Source organism: Nocardia takedensis NBRC 100417 (genome assembly GCF_000308695.1).
Classification (GTDB): domain Bacteria; phylum Actinomycetota; class Actinomycetes; order Mycobacteriales; family Mycobacteriaceae; genus Nocardia; species Nocardia takedensis.
The window spans coordinates 1-20,108 of the sequence record NZ_BAGG01000054.1; the positions used below are offsets into that span (position 1 = coordinate 1).

The following is a 20,108-nucleotide window of genomic DNA, read 5'->3' on the forward strand; positions in this document are numbered from 1 at the left end:
CGAACTCTCCGAGTCGGATCTACGGAATCTGTTGAGCCGGTTGCCGATCGACATCATTCGCACCTCGGGCATCGCCGAGATCGCCCGCGGATTGGCCGAGCAGCATCCGGGCGGTGGCGGCCCGGTCGAGCAGTCGAGCGAGAAGACCATCGAGGACCTCGACGCGAACGAACTGATCGATCTGGCCATGGGGCAGTGAGACATGACCGACAAGGGAACCCACAGCATGACAATCTTCGGCTCGACGGAAGAGATCTACACCCTCGCCACACCGTTCCTGGAACGGGTGATGGCGAACGGGCTCACCCAGAAATTGGAGAAGATCGGCAGTTTTCGCATCGTCTACGCGAATCCGGACGCGTGTTTTCTCCTCGACTCGCGCACCGAGGAGGCGCTACGCGTCCGGGTGGGCGACGCCGCCGCGGTCGACGACGCGGACGTCCAGTTGTCGATGTCGGCCGACGACGGTCACCGCCTGCTGCTCGGTTCGCTGAACATCAAGAAGTCGCTCGCCACGCGCAAGGTCAAGGTCTCGGGGCCGCTGATCAAGCTGCTGAGTCTGCTGCCCGCGTTCGAGCCGATCTACCTCGAGTACCGAAGCTATCTGACCGAGATCGGTCGTCCGGAACTGCTGGACTACTGAGCTGCCTGAGGAGAGTCATGTTGAGAGATCGTGTCCGCGGGCAGTTCGTTGCTCATCGCCCGCACCGGGGATGCGCGGCATGCTGATCGATACGAAAGAGTCGGTCACCGGAGCACGCGCCGGCGTCGTGCCGCGGAAGGTCCCGGGAGAACCGGGGCTGTGGATCATCATCCTGGCCGAATTGATCATCTTCGGCGTCTATTTCGGATGCGTCACCTACTATCGCCTCGAATATCCGGAGGTGTTCCGGGCGGCGAAGGACAGCATGAGCCTGGCGGTGGGCACCGGTCACACCGTCGTGCTGCTGACCGGATCGCTGTTCGTCGTCCTGGGCGTCCACGCCTCGCAACGGAAAGCGACGCCGCAGGTGGCTCGCTGGTTCAGGTACGCGGCCGCGACCGGCGTCGTCTTCTTCGTCGTCAAGGTGCTCGAGTACGGGACCAAGATCGCCGACGGCACCGTGCCGACCACGAGCATCTTCTTCGAGCTGTACTTCATCCTGACGATGCTGCATCTGTGCCACGTGATCGCGGCCACCATCTTCTTGCTGATCATCGGCTTCGGGCCGGAGTCGGTCCGTCTGCGTCCGAATTTCATCGAAGGCGTCGGTGTCTACTGGCATTTCGTGGATGCCGTCTGGATGTTTCTGTTCGCGCTTTTCTATCTGGCTTAGGAGTTCCTGTGGACGGCGGCAGCGGCGCGACGGCGTCGAAACAAACGTGGGGTGCGGATCGTATCGCCGTTCGCGTGTGGTTGCTCTTGCTGGCGATCACGGTGGTGTCGGTCATTTCGAGCAGATACGCGGAGGGCTGGAGTTATGAGCCCGTGGTCGTGGTGGCCTGCGCGGGTGTCAAATTCTGGCTCATCGCGTTCCATTTCATGGACAGCAGGCGGTCGGCCTCGTGGCTGCGTGCCGCGCTCGACGTCTACGTCGTGCTGCTCGTGGTCGCGCTCACCGTGCCGTATTTCTTCTAGACCCGGGCCCGAAAGAAGTAGGACCATCGATGAACACACTCATCAGTTACACATATCAGAGACGCCTGGCGGTCGGAGCCTTCATTCTCTATGCCGCGTTGACGGCCGGGGTCTTCTGGGGTCGGTTGTTCACCGCGGAATGGACCTCTCCCATCACCGATCCCGACTGGACGGCCGAGCAGGTCACCGCCTTCTACACCGAGAATCGCGGACTCATCCAAGTCGGTGTCTTCTCGTACATGATCGGCACCTCGTTCCTCATTCCCCTGGCCGTGCTCATCGCGGCCCGCACGAGGATGCTGGAGAAACGATTCGCGTTCTTCAGCATGGCGCAGCTCGTGGCGTTCACGGGCTGCTACCTGGTGTTGGTCTTCATGGGAATCCTGTGGACCTTGGCCGCGTTTCGGGCGGGTAGCGTCAGCCCGGAACTGACGCAGGCGTTCAATGATCTGGCCTGGCTGATCACCATCTACGGCTGGCCGCCTTTCGCGGCGTGGATCCTGCTGATGGCGTTGCCGGTCTTCCTGGCGCCGCCGGGATCGCCCACCCTTCCTCGGTGGTGGGGATATTTCAGCATTCTCGAAGCCATAGCGGGCGGCACCGTCATCAACGGATTGGTCGCGTTCTTCAAGACGGGCCCCTTCGCGTACAACGGACTCATTTCCGTGTACCTTCCGCTCGGCCTTTTCGCGGTGTACCTTCTGGTGACCACCGTGATGCTGGCCTTTTTCGATCATCAGCACCCGGATCACCCGCCGCGCGCCGAAGAGGTGACGCCGCCCGAATCGGACCGGACGCTGGATTTCCGATTGTCCTAAAAGATCAGTTGAGTGACCGAAAGGGAAATATTATGCCGCCCGAAGTCGACGTAGTGGTCATCGGCGCCGGTGTCGCGGGGTTGGTGGCCGCCCGCGATCTCGTCGCCGCGGGGCACACCGTGGCCGTATTGGAAGCGCGAGATCGGGTGGGGGGCCGTCTGCTCAACGCCGAATTGCCCGGCGGCGCACCCATCGAACTCGGCGGCCAATGGGTCGGCCCGGGCCAGACCCACGTGCTGTCCCTGATCTCCGATCTCGGACTCTCGCTGTTTCCGACCTACGATTCGGGGGGGCACATCGTCGAACTCGATGGTCGGCTCGTGAAATACAGCGGACGGATTCCGCGGGTGAGTCCGGTGCTGCTCGCCGATCTCGGCTACGGCCTGTGGCAACTGGATCGCGGTGGCCATTCGCTCCCTTCGCCCGACAGACCGCTGTCGGGCAAGGCCGCCGAACTCGATGCGCAGACCTTCGAGTCCTGGATCACCAAGAACCTGCGCACCGAGCGCGGGAAGCGCTACATGCGATACATCACCGAGGCGGTTTTCGCCGCCGAGCCCGAAGAGCTGTCCACCCTGTGGGTTTCGGCGTTCCTGGCTGCCAGCGGTGGCGCGGACAAGTTGATCAGCACGAAAGGCGGTGCCCAGCAGGACCGTATCGTCGGCGGGTCGCAGCAGATCGCGCTGAAACTCGCGGAGCGACTCGGTGACAGTGTCAGACTCGGCAGCGCGGTGCGCGGGATCGACTGGGACGAGGACGGCGTGCGCGTCGAACTGGCCGACGGTTCGACCGTGACCGGAGAGCGAGCGATCCTCGCCATGCCGCCGGTGCTGTGCGGGAAACTGCGCTACACGCCCGAGTTGCCCGGTGACCGCGTTCAGCTCACCGAGCGGATGCCGATGGGTCGCGCCATCAAGATCAACGTGGTCTACGACAAGCCGTTCTGGCGCGGTGAGGGGCTGAGCGGGCAGGCGAACAGCACGTCGCGGGCCGTCGGCACGGTGTTCGACAACACCCCGCAAGGCGGCAACCCGGGAGTCCTGGTGGGCTTCGTCGAGGGGCGGCACGCCGATCAGGCCGCCCTGTTGTCCCCGGACGAACGTCGTCGGCGGAATCTGGACGATCTGGCCGCCTACTTCGGCCCCGCCGCGAGCGAGCCGATCGAGTACCTCGAAACCGATTGGACCGCAGAAGAATTCACGGGAGGGTGCTATGGCGCCTTCACCGGGCCGTCGACGCTGACCCAGTTCGGAACGGCGCTGCGCAAGCCGATCGGCCCGTTGCACTGGGCGGGCAGCGAAACCGCCCGCCAATCGGTCGGTTACATGGACGGTGCGGTCGAATCCGGCCACCGGGCGGCGGGCGAGGTCGCGGCGCTGCTCGGGAAGAACGTCCGTGAGACGAGCGAGAAATCGGTCTGAGACCGGCGGCAGTGAGAATCGGGCCCGACCACGCCGTGGTCGGGCCCGATTCCGGTGTTCCTGGACTTCGAGGTGTCAATGGACGCGGCGGATCACAGGGCGTTGGTCGCCCGCGCCAGATGCCACACGTCGCGGGCGCGGATCCGACTCGGAAACGCGATGTATTCGGGATTCACCTGGTGTGGGCGCCATTTGGATTTGAACGCCAACTGACTGTCCGCGGGGTAGAGCGCCTGACCGTGCCGACGGACTCGGGTCGCGGCCAGCGCGAGCATTCGGCTTGCGGCCTGCGGGAATTCGTGTTCCGGCTCGATGCCGACGAAGGGTGTGAAGCCCAGATGGATCCAGTCGGCGCCGTCGGCCCGCAGGGTTTCCGCGGCGAAGGCGAAGATGTGCTCGATGACACCGGGCGGGGCGTCGGGCACGCGGCGGGTCAGGTCGTAGAGCCATCCGTGCTGTGCGCCGTAGACGGGAACGTAGGACACGTAGGCGACCACACGCCCGTCGACTTCGGCCAGGAAGAGTCGGCGTCGGTCCTGGAGCGGACCGCCGCGCTCGCCGATCATGAGTCGGAGTTCTTTCACATGCCGGCCCTTGCCACGCAGCCAGGCCGAGTCGATCGCATCCAACTGCGACAGGAGTTCGGTGTCCGCCGTGGCCTCGGTGACCACCACTCCCTCGCGCTTGGACCGCGAGATCATGTTCCGCGTCTTGACGAACCGCTGTCCCCGCAACGAGAACGAGGAGAGGTCGATGCTGTACGAGGAACCGAGTTGATTGACGACCCATCCGGCCTCGGCGGCCCGCTCGGCGTCCGCCTTCGCCAATTGCACGGCGATCACCCGTTTGCGTCGGCGGGCGGCCGCCGCGGCGAACGCGGCATCGAGTTCACGGCGTGCGGAGTCGTCCGGGCCGACAGCGCCGGTGAACTGGATCCAGCAACCACGCCCCTGCGGGCGATACGCGATCAACCCGTGAATGCCCGGGACGGTGAAGAACTCGTTGTCCGCGTTGAGTGCGAGGAACGCCGACGAGTGCTGCCCCAGATCCTCCAGGACGGCCAACGCCTCGACGTGACCGCACGTCGGCAGCATCATCGCCCTCGGCTCTCGCCGCGGAAGCGCAGTTCGGTGATGGCGAAGCGCAGCGGGGCGGGCACGATCGGCGACCGATAGCCGGCTTGGACGATGCGACCGTGCAGACCGCGGCCCGAAGGCGGGGAGATCTGGCGGGTCGATGCCACGCCGGCGACCCGCCGGGGGAACTGTCGGATCTCTCTCGGCGAAATCCCGAACGGCATCGGCGGGAAGGTGTAGCCCGCCGTACCCACCTTGGAGCGCGTCAACGCCGAGCCGACACTGAAAGCCTTGTCGCGGCGGCCCGCCCACCAGCGCGGAACGCTGTCGAAAACCATCCGGCCGCCCGGGAAGCGACGCGCGCATTCCGTGATCAGACCCAGCGCGCTCGGCTCGTCCAAGTAATACAGCAAGCCCTCGGCGGTGATGAGGACGGGTTCGTCCGGCGTCACGTGTTCCGCCCAGCCGAGCTCGAGGGCCGAGGCGCCCACCGACACGATGTTCGGTTCGCTCGGAAGAAGCTGCTCGCGAATCGAGACGACCTCGGGCAGATCCACACTCAGCCAACGGCAGTCCGCCGAGCCGAGCCGCCAGTAGCTGGTTTGCAGCCCTTCGGCGAGGGCGACCACCGTCCCTCGGGGGTGTTCGTCGAGGAATTCGCGCACGACGCCGTCGAAGGCGAGGGCGCGAATCGCGTAGATCTGATTCGCCTCGCCGAATTTCTCGTAGTACGGGTAGTCCAAGGAGGCCAGCAGGCGCACCGCGTGCGGATCGGTGATGATGGAGTCCGAACGCGACGCTTCACTTCCGCGGCACCAGAGCGTGAACAGCGCTGTCTCGGAGAGACCTTCGAGCACTGACGCATCCAACTTGGCCAAAATTCCCCCAGCTGTCGAGCTGTCGCATTGAAATGATGACTCCGGGAGACTACGTGGCCGGCGTCGGGGCGGGAAGTGTCCTGCTGCGCAACGGATATCGCGCGGAGTGATCGGTCGGCGATTGACCTCCCCGGCGGACGCGGTGATCATGAACCGGCGCGTCGGCAGCAGGCCGAGAACGAATCCGCGGTTCGGCGGGCGAACAGGCACAGTCGAACCGGGGGAAGTCCCGCGTCGCCAGGGAAGGACTGTGGCAATCGCTATGAATCCGTCGACCGGTGAAGTCGAGCGGTGCGCCGTGTGCATCGTGGGCGCCGGAGTTGCCGGCCTCAACGCCCTCGCGGTCGCGGGCGAATATCTGTCCCGCGATCAGAAAGTCGTTCTGATCGAACGGCGACCCCGCGCGGGGGGAATGTGGATCGACACCTACCCGTATGTGCGCCTGCACCAGCCGTACCGCTTCTTCACCGTGGGCGACCTCGGGTGGGATCTGGACACGAAACCGTCCTATCTCGCGACCAAGGACGAAGTGCTCGTCCATCTCACCCGCTGCCTCGATGTCCTGAGCCGACGCGTGCAGCTCGTGACCCGTTTCGGCGAGGAGTTCGAAAGCGACACGGAGACAGGTGGTTACGTTCGGATCACCACTCGGTCGGCGGACGGGACGACGCGCGTGATCGAGGCCGAGCGACTGATCAAAGCCTACGGGTGCCAGATCGTTCCCAACGAACCCCTGCCGCTGTCGAGCGCGCGGATCAACTCGGTCTCGCCCGATTACCACGACCTGCGGAAAGGGGCGCTGAAGAACAGTGACACCCCCGTCTGGGTGATCGGCGGCGGCAAGACCGCCATGGATACCGCGCAGTTGCTGATCGCCGAGTACCCCGGCCGCGAGATCAACCTCGTCACGGGTTCCGGCACCTATTTCATGCGACGTGACCGGATGTTTCCCGAGGGCATCCGGAAGTGGTGGGCGGGCAACGAGCCGATCAGCCTGTTCTCCCGCTTGGCCAACCGATTCGACGGGGCCAACGAGGAAGAGATGGTCGCGCTGTTCCGGGACAACTACTGCACGCGCCTGACTCCCGACGCGAGCAACTTCCTGTTCAGCTACCTGTCCGACGCCGAATCGGCGACGATCGCGGCGGGGCTGACCACGACCGTCCTGGAACGTCTCGTAGACGCGGTCGATCGCGGCGAGATCACCGAACTGGTGTTCCGAGACGGCTCGACAAGGCCCGTGCCGCACGGGAGTTGGGTGGTCAACTGCACGGGATATCTGTTGGCCAGACAGCATTCCTACGAGCCGTACGCGTCGGCGAGCGGGGCGGTGCTCTCGATTCAGCAGCGGTCGGCGACCCTGCAACCGGTCACCGTCCAGTCCTATTTCATGACGCATCTGATGTTTCTCGATCGCCTGCGGGACGCGCCGCTGTACGAACTCGACGTCGAAGAGCTGCGCCGCAAAGCGAACAGGGTGCTGCCCTACGCGCTGATGGCGCTCAACCAACACAACTTCAGCGTCATCGCCGACAGTGTGCCGATGAAGGCGTTCCTCGATTGCGGCGCCGACGTCAGCCGCTGGTTCCCGCTGCCGCGCCGCCTGGTCAACGCCGCGCAGTTCCTGCGGACGCACCGCCGGGACCGTGACCACCACCGCAGGACGTTGGAGACGGTCCGCGAGCGATTCGACGTCCGCTGCGGACGATTGGCGGCGAGCTGAGGCGACGCGGGATTACGGTCGATCGGCCGCGAGGTCCATGCTCCACGGTTCCTGCGGCAGCACCCGGCCCGTCTCGAGCAGGGACTTCAGATTGGCCACGATGGCGGGCCAGCCCGCGGAGATGTCGCGCCGGAAAGCCGGATCGGGGATCTTCTCGTGGGTGACGGTGAGCCGCACGATGTCCTGATGTGTCTCCACCAGGAAGGTGACGACCGAGGATTCCCGGCCCGGGGCCGGGTCGACGGTGTCGTCGAAGGTGATGACCAGCCGTGTGGGCGGTTGCGCCGCCACCACCCGACCGGTGACGTCGACGATGCCGGAACCGTCGGTGCGCCGATGCTCCCAGACCGAACCCGGCTGCCAGTCCGAGACATTGGCGTGCCCCCAGTAGGCGGCGGTCAGGTCGGCGTCGGTGAGCGCCCGCCACACCTGCTCCGCGGTGGCCTTGATGTAGGTGACGTAGACGTAGTCGGGGACCGTGGTGTCTGCGGCCACGATGTTCTCCTCTGCTCGGGCCCGGATGGCGTCGAGGGCCTCCAGGCGGGGTCTGTCGAACGCGGTGATCCAGCGCCGGTCTATCTCGCGTAGCGGGGTCGGGTCCAAGTAGTGCAGTCGTTCCCGGCCGCGGCGCATCACGACGACCAGTCCGGCGTCGACGAGCAGGTCCAGATGCTGGGTGACCGACTGTCGGGCCATGTCCAGTTGCTCGCACAGTTGCCGCAACGTGCGGCCGTTGTCGCGACGCAAGCGGTCCAGCAGCAGCCGCCGGGTGGGGTCCGCCAGTGCTTTGAACACCCTGTCCACGGCCTGTTCGTCCACCCGGCAATCATGCAGGCATTTACCTGCCTATGTCAACGGCGGCGGCCGACCCGCCAACGACGTAGACGCGGATCTATGCGGACGCGGGCCCGGGTGCGCGGCCGCACCCGCCGGTGATTCGACGGGTGCGGCCGATGGTCGAGGTTCGCGATCTGCTGACCGAATATCTTGCCGATCGAGAAGTGTGATGTCCGCTGTCGCAGATGATCACGCCACTTCTCGATCGACTCGCCGTGCGCTCAGCCCAGCGTGAACGTCGCGCGGCCCGCGAGGTGCTCCAGATCCACATTCCGTGGATAGACCTCGGAGTACGTGCTGATCCACGACTCCACCCGCCCGACGCCCGGCCCCATGCCCATGCCGGTGATCACGCCGTCCGGCAGGCCGACCACCGCGTTGCCTTCGACGCGCTGCGACTGACCGCTGGTCAGACCGGTGTCGAGGTTCCGCCAGTGCACGGTGATGTAGTAGGCCCCGCAGAACTCCCCGGTCTGCGTGACCTTCACTCGAACACCGAACACACCGGGCTGCGGCTGCGGCACCGTCTCGGCGCCGACGATCGCCGCACAGTTGGGCCCCGGAACCCGCGTGAGGGTCGGGGAGTACTGGGCGACCGGATCGGTGGGGCTCGCGCCCGCGGTCCCGGCGAACCCGCCGCACGCCACCGCCATCGCCGCCGCGACCGCGCCCGCTCGTAATGTGAACTGTTCCAGGGAAAGGTTTTTCAGATTCATACCCGGTCTGTCGGCCCGCCCTCGGACGGCGTTATCGCCGCCCGAGCCCTCAATTCCATGGGCCGATCGGTGCCCCGGCGAGGCGGGAGAGGATCGTGGTGGACGATGTCGAGTCGAGAGGACGCCCCGGATCGGGCGCACGGGATCGCCGCCGAACTGGAGACCTACCTGCGCGCCGCGGCCGCCCTGCCCGCCCCCGCGCCGCCCGTTACCGATCCTCGCCGCGGGTGATCAGTGGGCTGCGGGATGTGCGGCCGGGACGACCCCGAGTTGCTGCATCATCCCGAGGGTGTCCCAGCAACCCCAGGACTCCACGATCGCGCCGTCGCGGAATCGGTTGATCGTGATGCCCTGCACCACAGCGGATTTCCCGGTGGGCGGCATGCCCGTCATCTCGCCGTCGTTGGTGCCGGTGCCGGTCCAGCGGGTGGTGACGAAATCGCCCTCGGCGATCTGTTCGTTGACCAGGAACCGTTGATCGGAGAACGCGGCGAGATACCTGCGCGCGAGCCGCTGCAGGCATTCGGTGCCCGAGGTAAGGGGCCGGCGCGGATTTGTCGCCCGGCAACGGTCACGACCACGGCGGACAGCGATGCCCGCGAGTTCGACCGGAGCAATTCCCGCCCACGAGCTCGACGTGCTGTGTTCCGAACTGACAGCGGCGATGTCGCGCTGAGGTGCGTCCCGGTCCGGCGATCGGGTCAACCGAGCAACTGCACTCCGTTCGCGACCAGCGCGGCCCTGGCGCGCACGGCGAAACCGGAGACGTCCGGCGGTGTGAGACTGTCGTCGGTCCAGGCGATGAACGCCGATTCGGGTTCGCCGAATCCGCCCGCTCTCGCCACGACCGACTCCGAGCGGTCGCCCGCGGTCGCCGTGCTGACCTGTACCTCCTCGCCGACGCCGGAGCCGAGTTCGGTCGAGAAGACCCGCGCCCGAACCGAAGTCGAGGTGGCGAAGGTGTCGGCGGCCTTCTGCACCCAGGTCAGCAGGAATCGGCCGCCGAGCAGTGAGGCCAGTGCGGGGGAGGAGGAGTTGATGATCTGCCCGCCCGTGGTCGCGATGATGGGGATGTTCGCGTCGGCGCCGTCGGCCTCGTAGACGGTGACGTTGATCGTGCTCTTGGGCACGCCGATATCGCTGAGTCCGAGATTGCGCACGTGGGCGATGGCGAAACGGCCGTCATCGATGAAGGTGATGCTCATACCGCCCGAGAATCCCGACAGATTCGGCCGGATCTCGTTCGTCACGGCCGTCCCGTCGAAGGTGAACACCCGGAAGTGCAGCGCGCCGCCGCCGGGAGGAGACGGATCAGCGCGCCACGCCACCACGTAGTTCCCCTGATTTCCCGCGGCGTCCGTTCCGGTCAGCCGGGTCACGGCGGGGGATTGATGGAACCCCTCGCCGACGTTGACGGTGAATTCCGCGCCCGCCTTCACTCCGTCGACGGTGAACCGCTGGGCGCGAATCCGGCTGTCGGGTCGCGCGTCGACCCAGACGATCAGGAAGCCGCCGTCGATCATCGACGAAATGGCGGGTCGGTGTGTCGGATCGGCGTCCTGCGTGCTGACCTGTACCTCCTGCCCGAGTTTCTGTCCTTCGCCGTTGTAGCGCTGCATCTTCACGTGCGGTCGCGGTCCGGGGGGATTGAACGCGTTCTCGATCCACGCGACGACCGGCCCCGACATGCTGTTGCCGACCGTCGGCCGCTGCCTGCGGGTGTTGGCTCCCGGCGCGGCGGTGTTGACGAGGAATTCACCGCCCGCGGGATCTCCGTCGGTGTCGAAGATCCGTCCTTTGATCGTCGAGTCGCTGTTGTCCGCCCATGCCGCGAAGTATCGCGAGATTCCCGAGATCACGAACCCGGTGACGGATGGTTGATGCTGTAGATCCACGGTGGTCGTGTTGACCAGCATTTCGCTCATGGCGCTCTCTCCAGTGCTCCGAATAGGCGCGCTCCCACACCGGGGGACCACATCAGGCTGGTTCGATTACTCTCGAGAAGGACCGACGGCGGTGGGGAGCGCGAGCCGCTCGCATTCCCGGCCGAACCGAGAACACCTGCCACGTCCGCCGATCGGTCACCTGCTTTCGCGAAACCGCTGTTCCGGCGGAACCCGTCCATGATAATGCGATCCGCGGGGCCGGATACCCACGCTGCGGAATCGTTGCGAACACAGCCCCGAACCGGGGCGCGGACGTCTCGACGGCGACCCCGGCCGTAATCGGACAATATCTGCCGCTGACCTCCTCGATTCATTTCCGTAACAGTCATCGGCCAGAGTCCAGGGAAAGATCTCCGGCCGATGAGGAGTACCGATGCGTACCGACGCCTTGCCCGCGGACGGCTACCTGGCCAAACGCACTCTCCGGTCGGGCTCGGCCGGGTGGGTGCTGTTGGCCGGGCTCGGCGTGAGCTACGTGATCTCCGGCGACTACTCGGGGTGGAATTTCGGGCTCGCCGAGGGCGGCTTCGGCGGACTGCTGATCGCCACCGTGGTCATCGCGGCCATGTATCTGGCCATGGTTCTCGGCATGGCCGAATTGTCCTCCGCGCTGCCCGCGGCGGGCGGCGGCTACACCTTCGCCCGCCGCGCGCTCGGGCCGTGGGGTGGATTCGCCACGGGCACAGCGATTCTCATCGAATACGCCATCGCGCCCGCCGCCATCGCCACCTTCATCGGCGCCTACGTCGAATCGCTGGACCTGTTCGGCGTGACCGACGGATGGTGGGTCTACCTGGCGGTGTACGCGCTGTTCATCGGCATCCACCTGGCGGGCGTGGGGGAGGCGCTCAAGGCCATGTTCGTCATCACCGCGATAGCGCTCGTCGGTCTGATCGTGTTCGCGGTGACGGCGCTGGGGCGGTTCGACAGCGCGAAACTGACCGATATCGCGCCGGACCCGGACGCCGCGGGCGCCTCGGCCTTTCTTCCGTTCGGTTACCTCGGCATCTGGGCGGCCATCCCGTTCGCGATCTGGTTCTTCCTGGCCGTCGAGGGCGTGCCGTTGGCCGCCGAGGAGTCGCGCGATCCGGCGCGCAACGTCCCGCGCGGCATCATCGTGGCCATGCTGACGCTGGTGGTGACCGGCGCGATCGTGCTGGTGCTCGTTCCGGGCGCGCTCGGCGCGCAGGCGGCCTCGGCGTCGGGCAACCCGTTGGTGGAGGCGCTGGGCGACGGCGCGGCGGCCAGAGCGGTCAACTACATCGGCCTGGCGGGCCTGGTGGCGAGCTTCTTCTCGATCGTCTACGCCTACTCCCGCCAGACCTTCGCGCTCTCGCGCGCGGGCTATCTGCCGACGAGCCTGTCGCTCACCAACTCCCGCAGAGCGCCGGTCCTCGCGCTGATCGTGCCGGGCGCCATCGGTTTCGGCCTCTCGCTGACCGGCGAGGGCGCGATGCTGTTGAACATGGCGGTGTTCGGCGCGGCGCTGAGCTATGTCCTGATGATGGTCAGCCATATCGTACTGCGGGTGCGCGAACCGAATATGCCGCGTCCCTACCGCACTCCGGGCGGGATCCTCACCACGGCGTTCGCGCTGGCGGTCGCGGCGGCGTCGGTGGCGGCGACCTTCCTGGTCGACCCGAAGGCCGCGCTGTGGACGCTCGGCGTGTTCTGCGCGTTCATGGCCTACTTCGGTCTCTACAGCCGACGCCACCTGGTCGCGGCATCGCCCGACGAGGAGTTCGCGGCGCTGGCCGAGGCGGAACAGGACCTCGAATGACGGTGTACCGCGGCAACAACGGCGTGCGAACCCACGTCTTCGCCGACCTGGCCGACCTGCTCGCCAAAGCCACCCCGCTGCGCAGCGGCGACCAACTCGCGGGCTGCGCCGCCGACTCCGACGCCGAACGCGCGGCGGCCCAATGGGTCCTGGCCGAGGTCCCGCTGGCGACCTTCCTCACCGAGGCCGTGGTGCCCTACGAGACCGACGAGGTCACCCGACTCATCATCGACAGCCACGACCGGGAAGCGTTCGCGCCGATCGCCCACCTCACCGTCGGTGATCTGCGCGACTGGTTGCTGGCCGCCGCCGCGCGGGCGGACGCGACGGCGTTGACCGCGGTCGCGCCGGGACTGACACCGGAGATGGTCGCCGCGGTCAGCAAGATCATGCGCAACCAGGATCTGATCGCCGTGGCCAGGGCCGCGCGGGTCAGCGCGGGTTTCCGCACGACCGTCGGGCTGCCCGGCAGGCTCAGCACGCGGTTGCAGCCCAACCATCCCACCGACGATCCCCGCGGCATCGCCGCCGCCACTCTGGACGGATTGCTGCTCGGCTGCGGTGACGCGGTCATCGGCGTCAATCCCGCCACCGATTCGCCGCGCGCCACCGCCGACCTGCTCGCCCTGCTCGACGAGGTGCGCCTGCGCTACGACATCCCGACCCAGTCCTGTGTGCTGTCGCACATCACCACCACCCTCGGGTTGATCGAGGCGGGGGCGCCGGTGGATCTGGTGTTCCAGTCGGTCGCGGGCACCGAAGCCGCCAACGCCGCGTTCGGCGTGAACCTCGCGTTGTTGCGGGAGGGCGAGCAGGCCGGCCGCTCGCTGCGCCGCGGGACCGTCGGCGACAACGTCATGTATCTGGAGACCGGACAGGGTTCGGCGCTCAGCGCGCACGCCCACCTCGGCGTCGGCGGCAGGCCGGTCGACCAGCAGACCCTCGAGGCCCGCGCCTACGCCGTGGCGCGCGAACTGCGCCCGTTGCTGGTCAACACCGTGGTCGGGTTCATCGGACCCGAATACCTCTACGACGGCAAACAGATCATCCGGGCCGGTCTGGAAGACCACTTCTGCGGGAAGCTGCTCGGCCTGCCGATGGGCGTGGACGTCTGCTACACCAACCACGCCGAAGCCGACGCGGACGACACCGACACCCTGCTCACCCTGCTCGCCGCGGCGGGCTGCGCCTTCGTCATCGCGGTGCCGGGCGCCGACGACGTGATGCTCGGCTACCAGAGCCTCAGTTTCCACGACGCGCTCTACGCGCGCAGGGTCATGGGTCTGCGCCCCGCACCGGAATTCGAGGACTGGCTCGCCGGCCTCGGGATGATCGCCCCGGACGGTGGTCTGCGCCATCTGGAACCGGCGTCCTCGCCGCTGCGCGCCCTGGCGGGCACCCGATGAACGACACGGCGAATTCCCCTGCCGCCCTCCGGTTCTGGGCAGATCTGCGGCGCAGCACCCAAGCCAGGATCGGACTCGGCCGGACCGGCGACGCCCTGCCGACCACCGAGGTCCTGGCGCTGCGGGCGGCCCACGCGGCCGCCCGCGACGCCGTGCACGAACCCATCGACGTCGACGCGCTCGCCGCCCGGATCGCCGAACTCGGCGCGGGCGACCCGGTGCGGGTCACCAGTCGCGCCCGGTCGCGCTCCGAATACCTGCGCCGCCCCGACCTCGGCCGTCTGCCCGCGGAACCGACCCCGATCCGCGCCGAGGACGCCGACCTCGGGATCGTCCTGGCCGACGGCCTGTCCCCGCGCGCGCTGACCGACCACGGACCGGCGCTGCTCGCGGCCCTGATCCGCGAACTCGGCCCGAAGCACACCCTGGCCACCCCGGTCATCGCCACCCAGGCGCGCGTCGCGCTCGGCGATCACCTCGGCGCCGCCATGGGCGTGCGCACGGTCCTGGTGCTCATCGGGGAACGACCGGGCCTGTCGGTCGCCGACAGCCTCGGCATCTACCTGACCCACCTGCCGCGCCCCGGCCGCACCGACGCCGACCGCAACTGCGTCTCCAACATCCACCCGCCCGACGGTCTCGGCTACGCCGAAGCCGCGCGGGTGGTGGCGGGCCTGGTGGCGGGCGCGTGGGAACTGGGCCGCTCGGGCGTCGACCTCAAGGACAACTCCCGCGCCACGCCCCTCACCGCACCCCACTCCCCGCCCTTGTCGGCGTGAGCCGTTCCGGGACAGGAGTTCACCCGCCACGCGCGCGATCGAGCGCTTGGACCCCTCGGTGAAACCGCCGCGGCGTTGCACTTCCCGAACCGCGGTCCGTCCGCGCCTGTTCGAAACCCCCGGGTGGGCCTGACGGCGGCGTGTTGGTCGGTGGCATCGGAACCGGGTGGTGGTGGTACGACAAATCCGAGTCGAGGCGGGTGAAGCGGGAGTTCTCGCAGGTGGGCGGGGTGCGAAAGTGCGAGTTGTGGGGAAACGGGGGCCGCGCGAGACTGGAGGGATGGACCACCGGGGTTATCTCGAGTTCCTCCCGCCGCAGTATCGGGCCGACGCGGAGCCGCTGACGGACTGGTGGGGATGGCGGGGGCGGACGGTGCATCTGCTGCGGGCGGTGGTCGAGGACGCGCCGGTACGGGCGATGGCGATCCACGGCGCCGGCGGACACGCGGGGATGCTGTGGCCGCTGGCCGCGGCGGCGAAGCGGGAGGGGATCGACGTCACGGTGGTGGATCTGCCGCTGTACGGGCGGACGCGCGAACCCGACCCGGCGGGGGTCCGTTACGGCGACTGGATCGCGCTGCTGTGCGATCTGGTGCGGCGCGAGACCGCCGCCGACGATCGGCCGCTGGTGCTGTTCGGGGCCAGTATGGGCGGCATGTTGGCCTACGAGGTGGCCGCGCGGACCGATGCCGTCGCCCATGTGGTGGCGACCTGCCTGCTCGACCCCGGTGATCCCGAGGCCCGCGCGTCGGCGATGCGATGTTCGCAGGCCGGGCGATTCGCCCCGCAACTGCTCGGGGCCGTCGACCCGGTGCTGGGCCGGTTGCTGGTGCCGATCCGGTGGTTGGTCCCGATGGACCGGATGAGCCTGAATCCGGAACTGTCCGAGCGCTGCGCGCGGGACCGGATGGGCGGCGGAGCCTCGGTTCCGCTGGGCTTCCTGGCGAGTTTCGTCGCCTACCGGCACACACCGCCGGAGGAGTTCGTCGCCGCACCGGTCACCTTGTTGCATCCGGGGGCCGACCGATGGACCCCGCCCGAACTCAGCGCGCGATTCCTCGCACGGATTCCCGGACCGACGACGACGGTCCTGCTGGAGGGTTGCGGACATTTCCCGATCGAGGAGCCAGGGATCGGGCAGATGGCCGAGGCGCTGCGCGGCATCCGGGAGCGGTTGCGGGGTTCAGTTCGCTGAGGACAGCGGGGCGAGAGTGCGGACCAGGGCCAACAGGCTGTCGGTGGTGACGGGATACCACAGGTGGACGCGATGAACCTGCGCGTCGACGGTGTGCACGACCGTGCGCGCGGTCCGCGTCGGGTTCTCCCCGCCGCGACCCCACCGCTCGAGGTGGAAGGCGAGTTCTTCGACCAGATATTTCTCGAAGGCTCGGACCGCCTCGAGTTCCTCGGCGTGGCGCAGCACGAGCCGGTGCATCATGGCGTGCACGGCGGGCATGTCGGCGTGCAGGTCCACGACGACGTCGAGGATCGTGCGCATCGCCTCCTCGAACGGGGGTTGTTGGGCGCGCAGTCTGTTGAACACTTCGCCGAGTCGCACGCCGCCCTCGAGCAAGTGGCGCTCGGCCAAGCTGTAGAGCATCGCCTGCTTGTTCGGAAAGTACTGGTAGAGAGTGCCTACCGACAGACCGGCGCGCTGGGCGATGCGATTGGTGTTGGTGGCCAACCCTTCTCGCGAGAACATCTGGGCGGCGTTGTGGGAGTTGTTCGCCGTGCATCTGTCCGAAATGGCGGCACGCGGTGAACCGTCGGCGTTGTCCGGCAGTCGTGCCGCGGCGGGGGAGCGTACGCGCTTGGTGGCCGCCTTCGCCGACACACAGCGGACGACGCTGACTGCGATCCGGGATGTGCTGCGCTCACGAAGCCTGCTCAGCGCCTACAACGACTTCGGGTTTGGTCGGGCGGCGTGGTGGGCTTGTTCGACGCGCAGGTCGTCGCGGAAGTCCTCGATCGCGGAGTCGCGCGCTTCGGTGCGTCCCCGATCTTCGAGATCGGTGTCGCCGGTGAGGATTCCGGTGATCTGCTTGGCTTTCGCGGTGACCGCACGGGCGGTGTCGGCGATGTTGTCGGCGATCTCGCCGGTGTGCTCGAACATGGTGACCTCTTTCCTCGTCGCGGCGTGCGATATCGCGGTGTATACCCGTTGCCCGTCGATGAATTCCCTTCCTCGGCGGGTGGTCGAGTGAGTGTTCGCCGTGTCCGGTTTCCGGGGTTCAGGGGTGTGACAGGCCGGCTTGCGCGGCGGGTGAGGATGCGTGGGTCGCATCGTCGCCGGTGGTGGTCAGCAGGGTGGCGTACAGGTCGGCGATCTGGTCCACCGCCGAGCCGAATGCGAGGGTGTTGTTGGCGAAACCGTGTGTGTAGCTGTCGAATTGGTGGTGGGTGACCGTGACCCCGGCGTCGCGGAGGCGTCGGGCGTAGGCGTGGGCCTCGTCGCGCAGCGGGTCGAATCCGGCGGTGACGATGAGCGCCGGCGGCAACCCGCCGGGGTCGTGGACCGCGAGGGGTGAGACATCGGGGGCGCCCGGGTCGATGTGGCGTGGCAGGAAGCAGCGGGAGAAGAATTCCAGGTCGGTGCGGGTGAGGTCGAAGCCGTGGGCGAGGGTCGCGCGCGAGCCGGTGGTGGCGGTGAAGTCGGTGAGCGGGTAGAGCAGCAGTTGGGCGGCCGGGATGGGCAGGTCGCGGGCGGCGAGGCGTTGACAGGCCAGGGCGGCGAGATAGCCGCCCGCGCTGTCTCCGCCGACCGCGACACGATCGGGTGCGATGCCGAACTGCGCTGCGCGGGAGACGATGTCGGTGTAGGCGGCGACGGCGTCCTCGACCGCCGCGGGGTAGGGGTGTTGCGGGGCGAGTCGGTAGCCGACCGAGATGACGGTGCGGCCCGCGCGGGCGGCCAAGCGACGGCACAGTCCGTCGTGGGTGTCGAGGTCGCCGACCACCCATCCGCCGCCGTGGAACCACACGAGCGCGCTGTCGGCGCCGTCGGGGGAGTAGACGCGGGCCGGTAGGGGTGTGGCGGCCCCGGCGACGGTGATGTCGCTGACCGGCATCGCAATCGTTCGGCCGCGTCCGATCGCGGCCATCCGTCGGGCGGCGGCGCGCATCCGGGGCGGTGAGGTCACCGGGTCCAGGCGAGGGCGGGGGAAGGCGTTGGACAGTCGCAGCAGCAGTTGGGTGTCGAGGTCCAACTCGAGTCCGTCGCGGTGGATCGCAGGGCCGGCGAATTTCCGTTTCACTCGCGTGGGCAACGCGAGCATGCCGCGCATCGTCGCGGACGCGCTGCTCGCGCCGACCGCCGCCCCTGTCCGGATTGCTTTCATCTGCCACCTCGCTGTCGATCGATCGCGCCGATCGCGCGTCGGTCCGCCTCGCTGTGCGAGAACGGCTCGACGACAGTGGGTTACAGCCCGGACCGGCTGGCTGGACATACCCCCGCGCGGCCACATCATGCACTGTCCGCGACAGCCCCGGGCATCTGTCGTCAACGCCACTTTTCGGGTGGCATGTGCGCCGGCGCGGCTTTCACCAGCGGCGGTTCATCGCGATCCCGGTGTAGCCGTTCTCCGCCACCCCGGTTCGCTCACTCGATGGTGACGATTCGGCTGTGCAGGCCCGTGGCGCCGTCGGGGAACGGTGTGGCGCGCGAGGCGGTCTGGGTGGCCGCGGTGCGGTCGGTCGCGCGGACTCTGAGGGTGTGTGTGCCGGGGGTGGCCTCCCAGCGCAAGGACCATTGCCGCCAGGTGTCGATGGAGTATTCGGCGCCGAGGTCCGCGGATCGCCAGGGGCCGTCGTCGACTTGGACTTCGACCCGGTCGACGCCGCGCCGCTGGGCCCAGGCCACGCCCGCGACGGTGACCGGACCCGCGGGCAGGTCGGCGAAGGCGGCGGGGACGTCGATGCGGGAGGCGGTCTTGATCGGCGCTCGCGGCGCCCACCCGCGGTCGGTCCAGTACGCGCGGGCTCTGTCGAATCGGGTGAGTTCCAGGTCGGTCACCCATTTCGTCGCCGAGACGTAGCCGTAGAGGCCCGGCACGATCAGGCGGGCCGGGTAGCCGTGGGCGATGGGCAGCGCTCGACCGTTCATTCCGACGGCCAGCAGTGCGTCGCGACCGTCGGTGATCGCCGAGACCGGGGTTCCCGCGGTGAATCCGTCGACGCTGCGGGAGAGCAGCATGTCCGCGTCCGGGTGGACGCCCGCTTCGGCGAGCAGGTCGGCCAGTCGGTAGCCGGTCCAGACGGCGGTGCCCGCGAGGTCGCCGCCGACCTCGTTGGAGACGCAGGTCAGGGTGATCATGGCTGCCACGGCGGTCCGCGAGCGCAGATCGTCCATATCGAGTTCCACGACCCTGTCGACCATGCCGTGGATACGCAGTCGCCAGTCGCCGCTGGACAGTGCGGGCAGACGCAACGCGGTGTCGATCCGATAGAACCGGTCCTCGGGGGTGACGAACTCGGTCAGGCCCGGAACCCGCAGGTCGGTGGCGGGGCGAGCTGTTCGCCTCGGTACCGGGACGCGGAACCGATCGCGGTCGGCGACGACGTCGTGGAATCGGTCTCCGAGCCACTGGCCCGCCACCGCGGCGCCGACGATCACCACGCCGAGGCCTGCGGACAGCGTGAGGAACCGCCGTCGGGTGGGCGACGCAGGCTCGGCGTCGTGTCGTGGGGGGCGGAACAGCAGTCGCAACACGAGGATTCCGGCGATGCCCCCGAGCAGAGCCGGAAGCGCGAACCAGGCGGTGGCCGCGGGGCGGTCCAGCGCGGCGGCCGCGGCGGCGATCACGCCCAGGGCCAACAGCGGGCTTCCGAGCCGTCGTCGCTCGAGGAGTCCGGCCGCCGCCGCGGCGAGGGTCATCACCACCGCCATCGAAAGGAACAGCGCCAGTTTGTCCTTCGTCCCGAAGCGGGCGATCGCCGCGTCCTTCAATTCGCGCGGGGTGTGATCGACCATCCACGCGCCCAGCGCGTAGAACGGGGAGGCGTTCGGATCGATGAACGCCGCCGCCAAGTGGCCGACACCGAGGACGGCGGCACCGGCGAGGATGCCCGCGCTCGCCGCGGCGGGCGCGGACACCGATGCTCGGGGCATGTT

Annotated in this window: 22 protein-coding genes; 12 read left to right on the forward strand and 10 right to left on the reverse strand. The window is 68.0% G+C overall.

What is annotated here, in order from left to right; all coding sequences use genetic code 11:
• The 6 genes from ON30_RS11105 to ON30_RS11130 all read left to right on the forward strand — a co-directional run.
• The coding region (locus ON30_RS11105; RefSeq protein ID WP_040706371.1) for a hypothetical protein at nucleotides 1-199 on the forward strand (199 nt) is incomplete at its 5' end.
• A 27-nt stretch (nucleotides 200-226) separates the two neighbouring features.
• Nucleotides 227-643, forward strand: coding sequence for an SCP2 sterol-binding domain-containing protein (locus tag ON30_RS11110; protein WP_040706400.1), 417 nt, complete (start codon nucleotides 227-229; stop codon nucleotides 641-643).
• Between the two features lie 70 nt (nucleotides 644-713).
• Nucleotides 714-1,316, forward strand: coding sequence for a cytochrome c oxidase subunit 3 (locus ON30_RS11115; protein ID WP_051029183.1), 603 nt, complete (start codon nucleotides 714-716; stop codon nucleotides 1,314-1,316).
• Between the two features lie 74 nt (nucleotides 1,317-1,390).
• Nucleotides 1,391-1,618, forward strand: a complete 228-nt coding sequence (locus tag ON30_RS39010) for a cytochrome C oxidase subunit IV family protein (protein ID WP_040706372.1) — start codon at nucleotides 1,391-1,393, stop codon at nucleotides 1,616-1,618.
• Nucleotides 1,619-1,647: 29 nt separating this feature from the next.
• Complete coding sequence (locus tag ON30_RS11125; protein ID WP_040706373.1) at nucleotides 1,648-2,436, forward strand: hypothetical protein; 789 nt, start codon at nucleotides 1,648-1,650, stop codon at nucleotides 2,434-2,436.
• An 8-nt stretch (nucleotides 2,437-2,444) separates the two neighbouring features.
• Nucleotides 2,445-3,857, forward strand: coding sequence for a flavin monoamine oxidase family protein (locus ON30_RS11130; protein WP_306307352.1), 1,413 nt, complete (start codon nucleotides 2,445-2,447; stop codon nucleotides 3,855-3,857).
• 92 nt (nucleotides 3,858-3,949) lie between these two features.
• Here ON30_RS11130 and ON30_RS11135 read toward each other — a convergent pair whose 3' ends face one another.
• Nucleotides 3,950-4,954: a DUF2156 domain-containing protein gene (locus ON30_RS11135; protein WP_083911316.1), complete on the reverse strand. Its 1,005-nt coding sequence runs from the start codon at nucleotides 4,952-4,954 to the stop codon at nucleotides 3,950-3,952.
• Nucleotides 4,951-5,790 carry a class I SAM-dependent methyltransferase gene (locus ON30_RS11140; protein ID WP_245553999.1) on the reverse strand — a complete coding sequence of 280 codons (840 nt, stop codon included), beginning with the start codon at nucleotides 5,788-5,790 and terminating at the stop codon, nucleotides 4,951-4,953. The genes ON30_RS11135 and ON30_RS11140 overlap by 4 nt, the downstream gene beginning before the upstream one ends.
• A 271-nt stretch (nucleotides 5,791-6,061) precedes the next feature.
• On the opposite strand from ON30_RS11140, the gene ON30_RS11145 reads away from it, so the two are divergent.
• A complete protein-coding gene (locus ON30_RS11145; RefSeq protein WP_306307354.1) occupies nucleotides 6,062-7,534 on the forward strand; it encodes an FAD-dependent oxidoreductase in 1,473 nt (490 codons plus the stop codon).
• 12 nt (nucleotides 7,535-7,546) lie between these two features.
• Here ON30_RS11145 and ON30_RS11150 read toward each other — a convergent pair whose 3' ends face one another.
• Together ON30_RS11150 and ON30_RS11155 are read right to left on the reverse strand one after the other, a co-directional pair.
• Nucleotides 7,547-8,353, reverse strand: coding sequence for an ArsR/SmtB family transcription factor (locus ON30_RS11150; RefSeq protein WP_245554000.1), 807 nt, complete (start codon nucleotides 8,351-8,353; stop codon nucleotides 7,547-7,549).
• Between the two features lie 239 nt (nucleotides 8,354-8,592).
• The gene (locus ON30_RS11155; protein WP_051029184.1) at nucleotides 8,593-9,087 is read right to left on the reverse strand and encodes a hypothetical protein; all 495 of its coding nucleotides are present in this window, start codon (nucleotides 9,085-9,087) and stop codon (nucleotides 8,593-8,595) included.
• A 105-nt stretch (nucleotides 9,088-9,192) separates the two neighbouring features.
• Between ON30_RS11155 and ON30_RS41700 the strand changes: the two genes are divergently transcribed.
• Nucleotides 9,193-9,318 carry a hypothetical protein gene (locus ON30_RS41700; protein WP_281004718.1) on the forward strand — a complete coding sequence of 42 codons (126 nt, stop codon included), beginning with the start codon at nucleotides 9,193-9,195 and terminating at the stop codon, nucleotides 9,316-9,318.
• Here the strand turns inward: ON30_RS41700 and ON30_RS36040 are convergent, their stop codons facing one another.
• Nucleotides 9,319-9,792 carry an ester cyclase gene (locus tag ON30_RS36040; RefSeq protein ID WP_051029185.1) on the reverse strand — a complete coding sequence of 158 codons (474 nt, stop codon included), beginning with the start codon at nucleotides 9,790-9,792 and terminating at the stop codon, nucleotides 9,319-9,321.
• Nucleotides 9,789-11,012: a hypothetical protein gene (locus ON30_RS11165; protein ID WP_040706379.1), complete on the reverse strand. Its 1,224-nt coding sequence runs from the start codon at nucleotides 11,010-11,012 to the stop codon at nucleotides 9,789-9,791. Before ON30_RS11165 ends, ON30_RS36040 begins: the two co-directional genes overlap by 4 nt.
• A gap of 394 nt (nucleotides 11,013-11,406) precedes the next feature.
• Between ON30_RS11165 and eat the strand changes: the two genes are divergently transcribed.
• From eat to ON30_RS11185, 4 genes are all read left to right on the forward strand, one after another.
• Nucleotides 11,407-12,813, forward strand: coding sequence for an ethanolamine permease (gene eat / locus ON30_RS11170; protein WP_040706381.1), 1,407 nt, complete (start codon nucleotides 11,407-11,409; stop codon nucleotides 12,811-12,813).
• Complete coding sequence (locus tag ON30_RS11175; RefSeq protein ID WP_040706383.1) at nucleotides 12,810-14,219, forward strand: ethanolamine ammonia-lyase subunit EutB; 1,410 nt, start codon at nucleotides 12,810-12,812, stop codon at nucleotides 14,217-14,219. The genes eat and ON30_RS11175 overlap by 4 nt, the downstream gene beginning before the upstream one ends.
• Nucleotides 14,216-14,998, forward strand: a complete 783-nt coding sequence (gene eutC / locus ON30_RS11180; RefSeq protein ID WP_040706385.1) for an ethanolamine ammonia-lyase subunit EutC — start codon at nucleotides 14,216-14,218, stop codon at nucleotides 14,996-14,998. Before ON30_RS11175 ends, eutC begins: the two co-directional genes overlap by 4 nt.
• A 280-nt stretch (nucleotides 14,999-15,278) precedes the next feature.
• Nucleotides 15,279-16,193 (forward strand): alpha/beta hydrolase, encoded by a 915-nt coding sequence (locus ON30_RS11185; protein WP_040706387.1) that lies wholly within the window; start codon nucleotides 15,279-15,281, stop codon nucleotides 16,191-16,193.
• Here the strand turns inward: ON30_RS11185 and ON30_RS11190 are convergent.
• The 4 genes from ON30_RS11190 to ON30_RS11205 all read right to left on the reverse strand — a co-directional run bounded on the left by ON30_RS11190 (nucleotide 16,182) and on the right by ON30_RS11205 (nucleotide 20,105).
• Nucleotides 16,182-16,832 carry a TetR/AcrR family transcriptional regulator gene (locus ON30_RS11190; RefSeq protein WP_245554001.1) on the reverse strand — a complete coding sequence of 217 codons (651 nt, stop codon included), beginning with the start codon at nucleotides 16,830-16,832 and terminating at the stop codon, nucleotides 16,182-16,184. The genes ON30_RS11185 and ON30_RS11190 overlap by 12 nt on opposite strands.
• A gap of 60 nt (nucleotides 16,833-16,892) precedes the next feature.
• Complete coding sequence (locus tag ON30_RS11195) at nucleotides 16,893-17,111, reverse strand: hypothetical protein (RefSeq protein WP_040706389.1); 219 nt, start codon at nucleotides 17,109-17,111, stop codon at nucleotides 16,893-16,895.
• A 118-nt stretch (nucleotides 17,112-17,229) separates the two neighbouring features.
• The gene (locus ON30_RS11200) at nucleotides 17,230-18,336 is read right to left on the reverse strand and encodes an alpha/beta hydrolase (RefSeq protein WP_051029186.1); all 1,107 of its coding nucleotides are present in this window, start codon (nucleotides 18,334-18,336) and stop codon (nucleotides 17,230-17,232) included.
• A 260-nt stretch (nucleotides 18,337-18,596) separates the two neighbouring features.
• Nucleotides 18,597-20,105 (reverse strand): molybdopterin-dependent oxidoreductase, encoded by a 1,509-nt coding sequence (locus ON30_RS11205; RefSeq protein ID WP_040706391.1) that lies wholly within the window; start codon nucleotides 20,103-20,105, stop codon nucleotides 18,597-18,599.
• Between the last annotated feature and the right edge of the window lie 3 nt (nucleotides 20,106-20,108).

Bases quoted from the DNA above. Each gene is read 5' to 3' on its own strand.
- ON30_RS41700 (WP_281004718.1), top strand. From the start codon at position 9,193: ATGTCGAGTCGAGAGGACGCCCCGGATCGGGCGCACGGGATCGCCGCC.
- ON30_RS11200 (WP_051029186.1), bottom strand. From the start codon at position 18,336: ATGAAAGCAATCCGGACAGGGGCGGCGGTCGGCGCGAGCAGCGCGTCC.
- ON30_RS11115 (WP_051029183.1), top strand. From the start codon at position 714: ATGCGCGGCATGCTGATCGATACGAAAGAGTCGGTCACCGGAGCACGC.
- eat (WP_040706381.1), top strand. From the start codon at position 11,407: ATGCGTACCGACGCCTTGCCCGCGGACGGCTACCTGGCCAAACGCACT.
- ON30_RS11125 (WP_040706373.1), top strand. From the start codon at position 1,648: ATGAACACACTCATCAGTTACACATATCAGAGACGCCTGGCGGTCGGA.
- ON30_RS11175 (WP_040706383.1), top strand. From the start codon at position 12,810: ATGACGGTGTACCGCGGCAACAACGGCGTGCGAACCCACGTCTTCGCC.
- ON30_RS11155 (WP_051029184.1), bottom strand. From the start codon at position 9,087: ATGAATCTGAAAAACCTTTCCCTGGAACAGTTCACATTACGAGCGGGC.
- ON30_RS11185 (WP_040706387.1), top strand. From the start codon at position 15,279: ATGGACCACCGGGGTTATCTCGAGTTCCTCCCGCCGCAGTATCGGGCC.
- ON30_RS11110 (WP_040706400.1), top strand. From the start codon at position 227: ATGACAATCTTCGGCTCGACGGAAGAGATCTACACCCTCGCCACACCG.
- ON30_RS11195 (WP_040706389.1), bottom strand. From the start codon at position 17,111: ATGTTCGAGCACACCGGCGAGATCGCCGACAACATCGCCGACACCGCC.
- ON30_RS11135 (WP_083911316.1), bottom strand. From the start codon at position 4,954: ATGATGCTGCCGACGTGCGGTCACGTCGAGGCGTTGGCCGTCCTGGAG.
- eutC (WP_040706385.1), top strand. From the start codon at position 14,216: ATGAACGACACGGCGAATTCCCCTGCCGCCCTCCGGTTCTGGGCAGAT.
- ON30_RS11165 (WP_040706379.1), bottom strand. From the start codon at position 11,012: ATGAGCGAAATGCTGGTCAACACGACCACCGTGGATCTACAGCATCAA.
- ON30_RS11205 (WP_040706391.1), bottom strand. From the start codon at position 20,105: ATGCCCCGAGCATCGGTGTCCGCGCCCGCCGCGGCGAGCGCGGGCATC.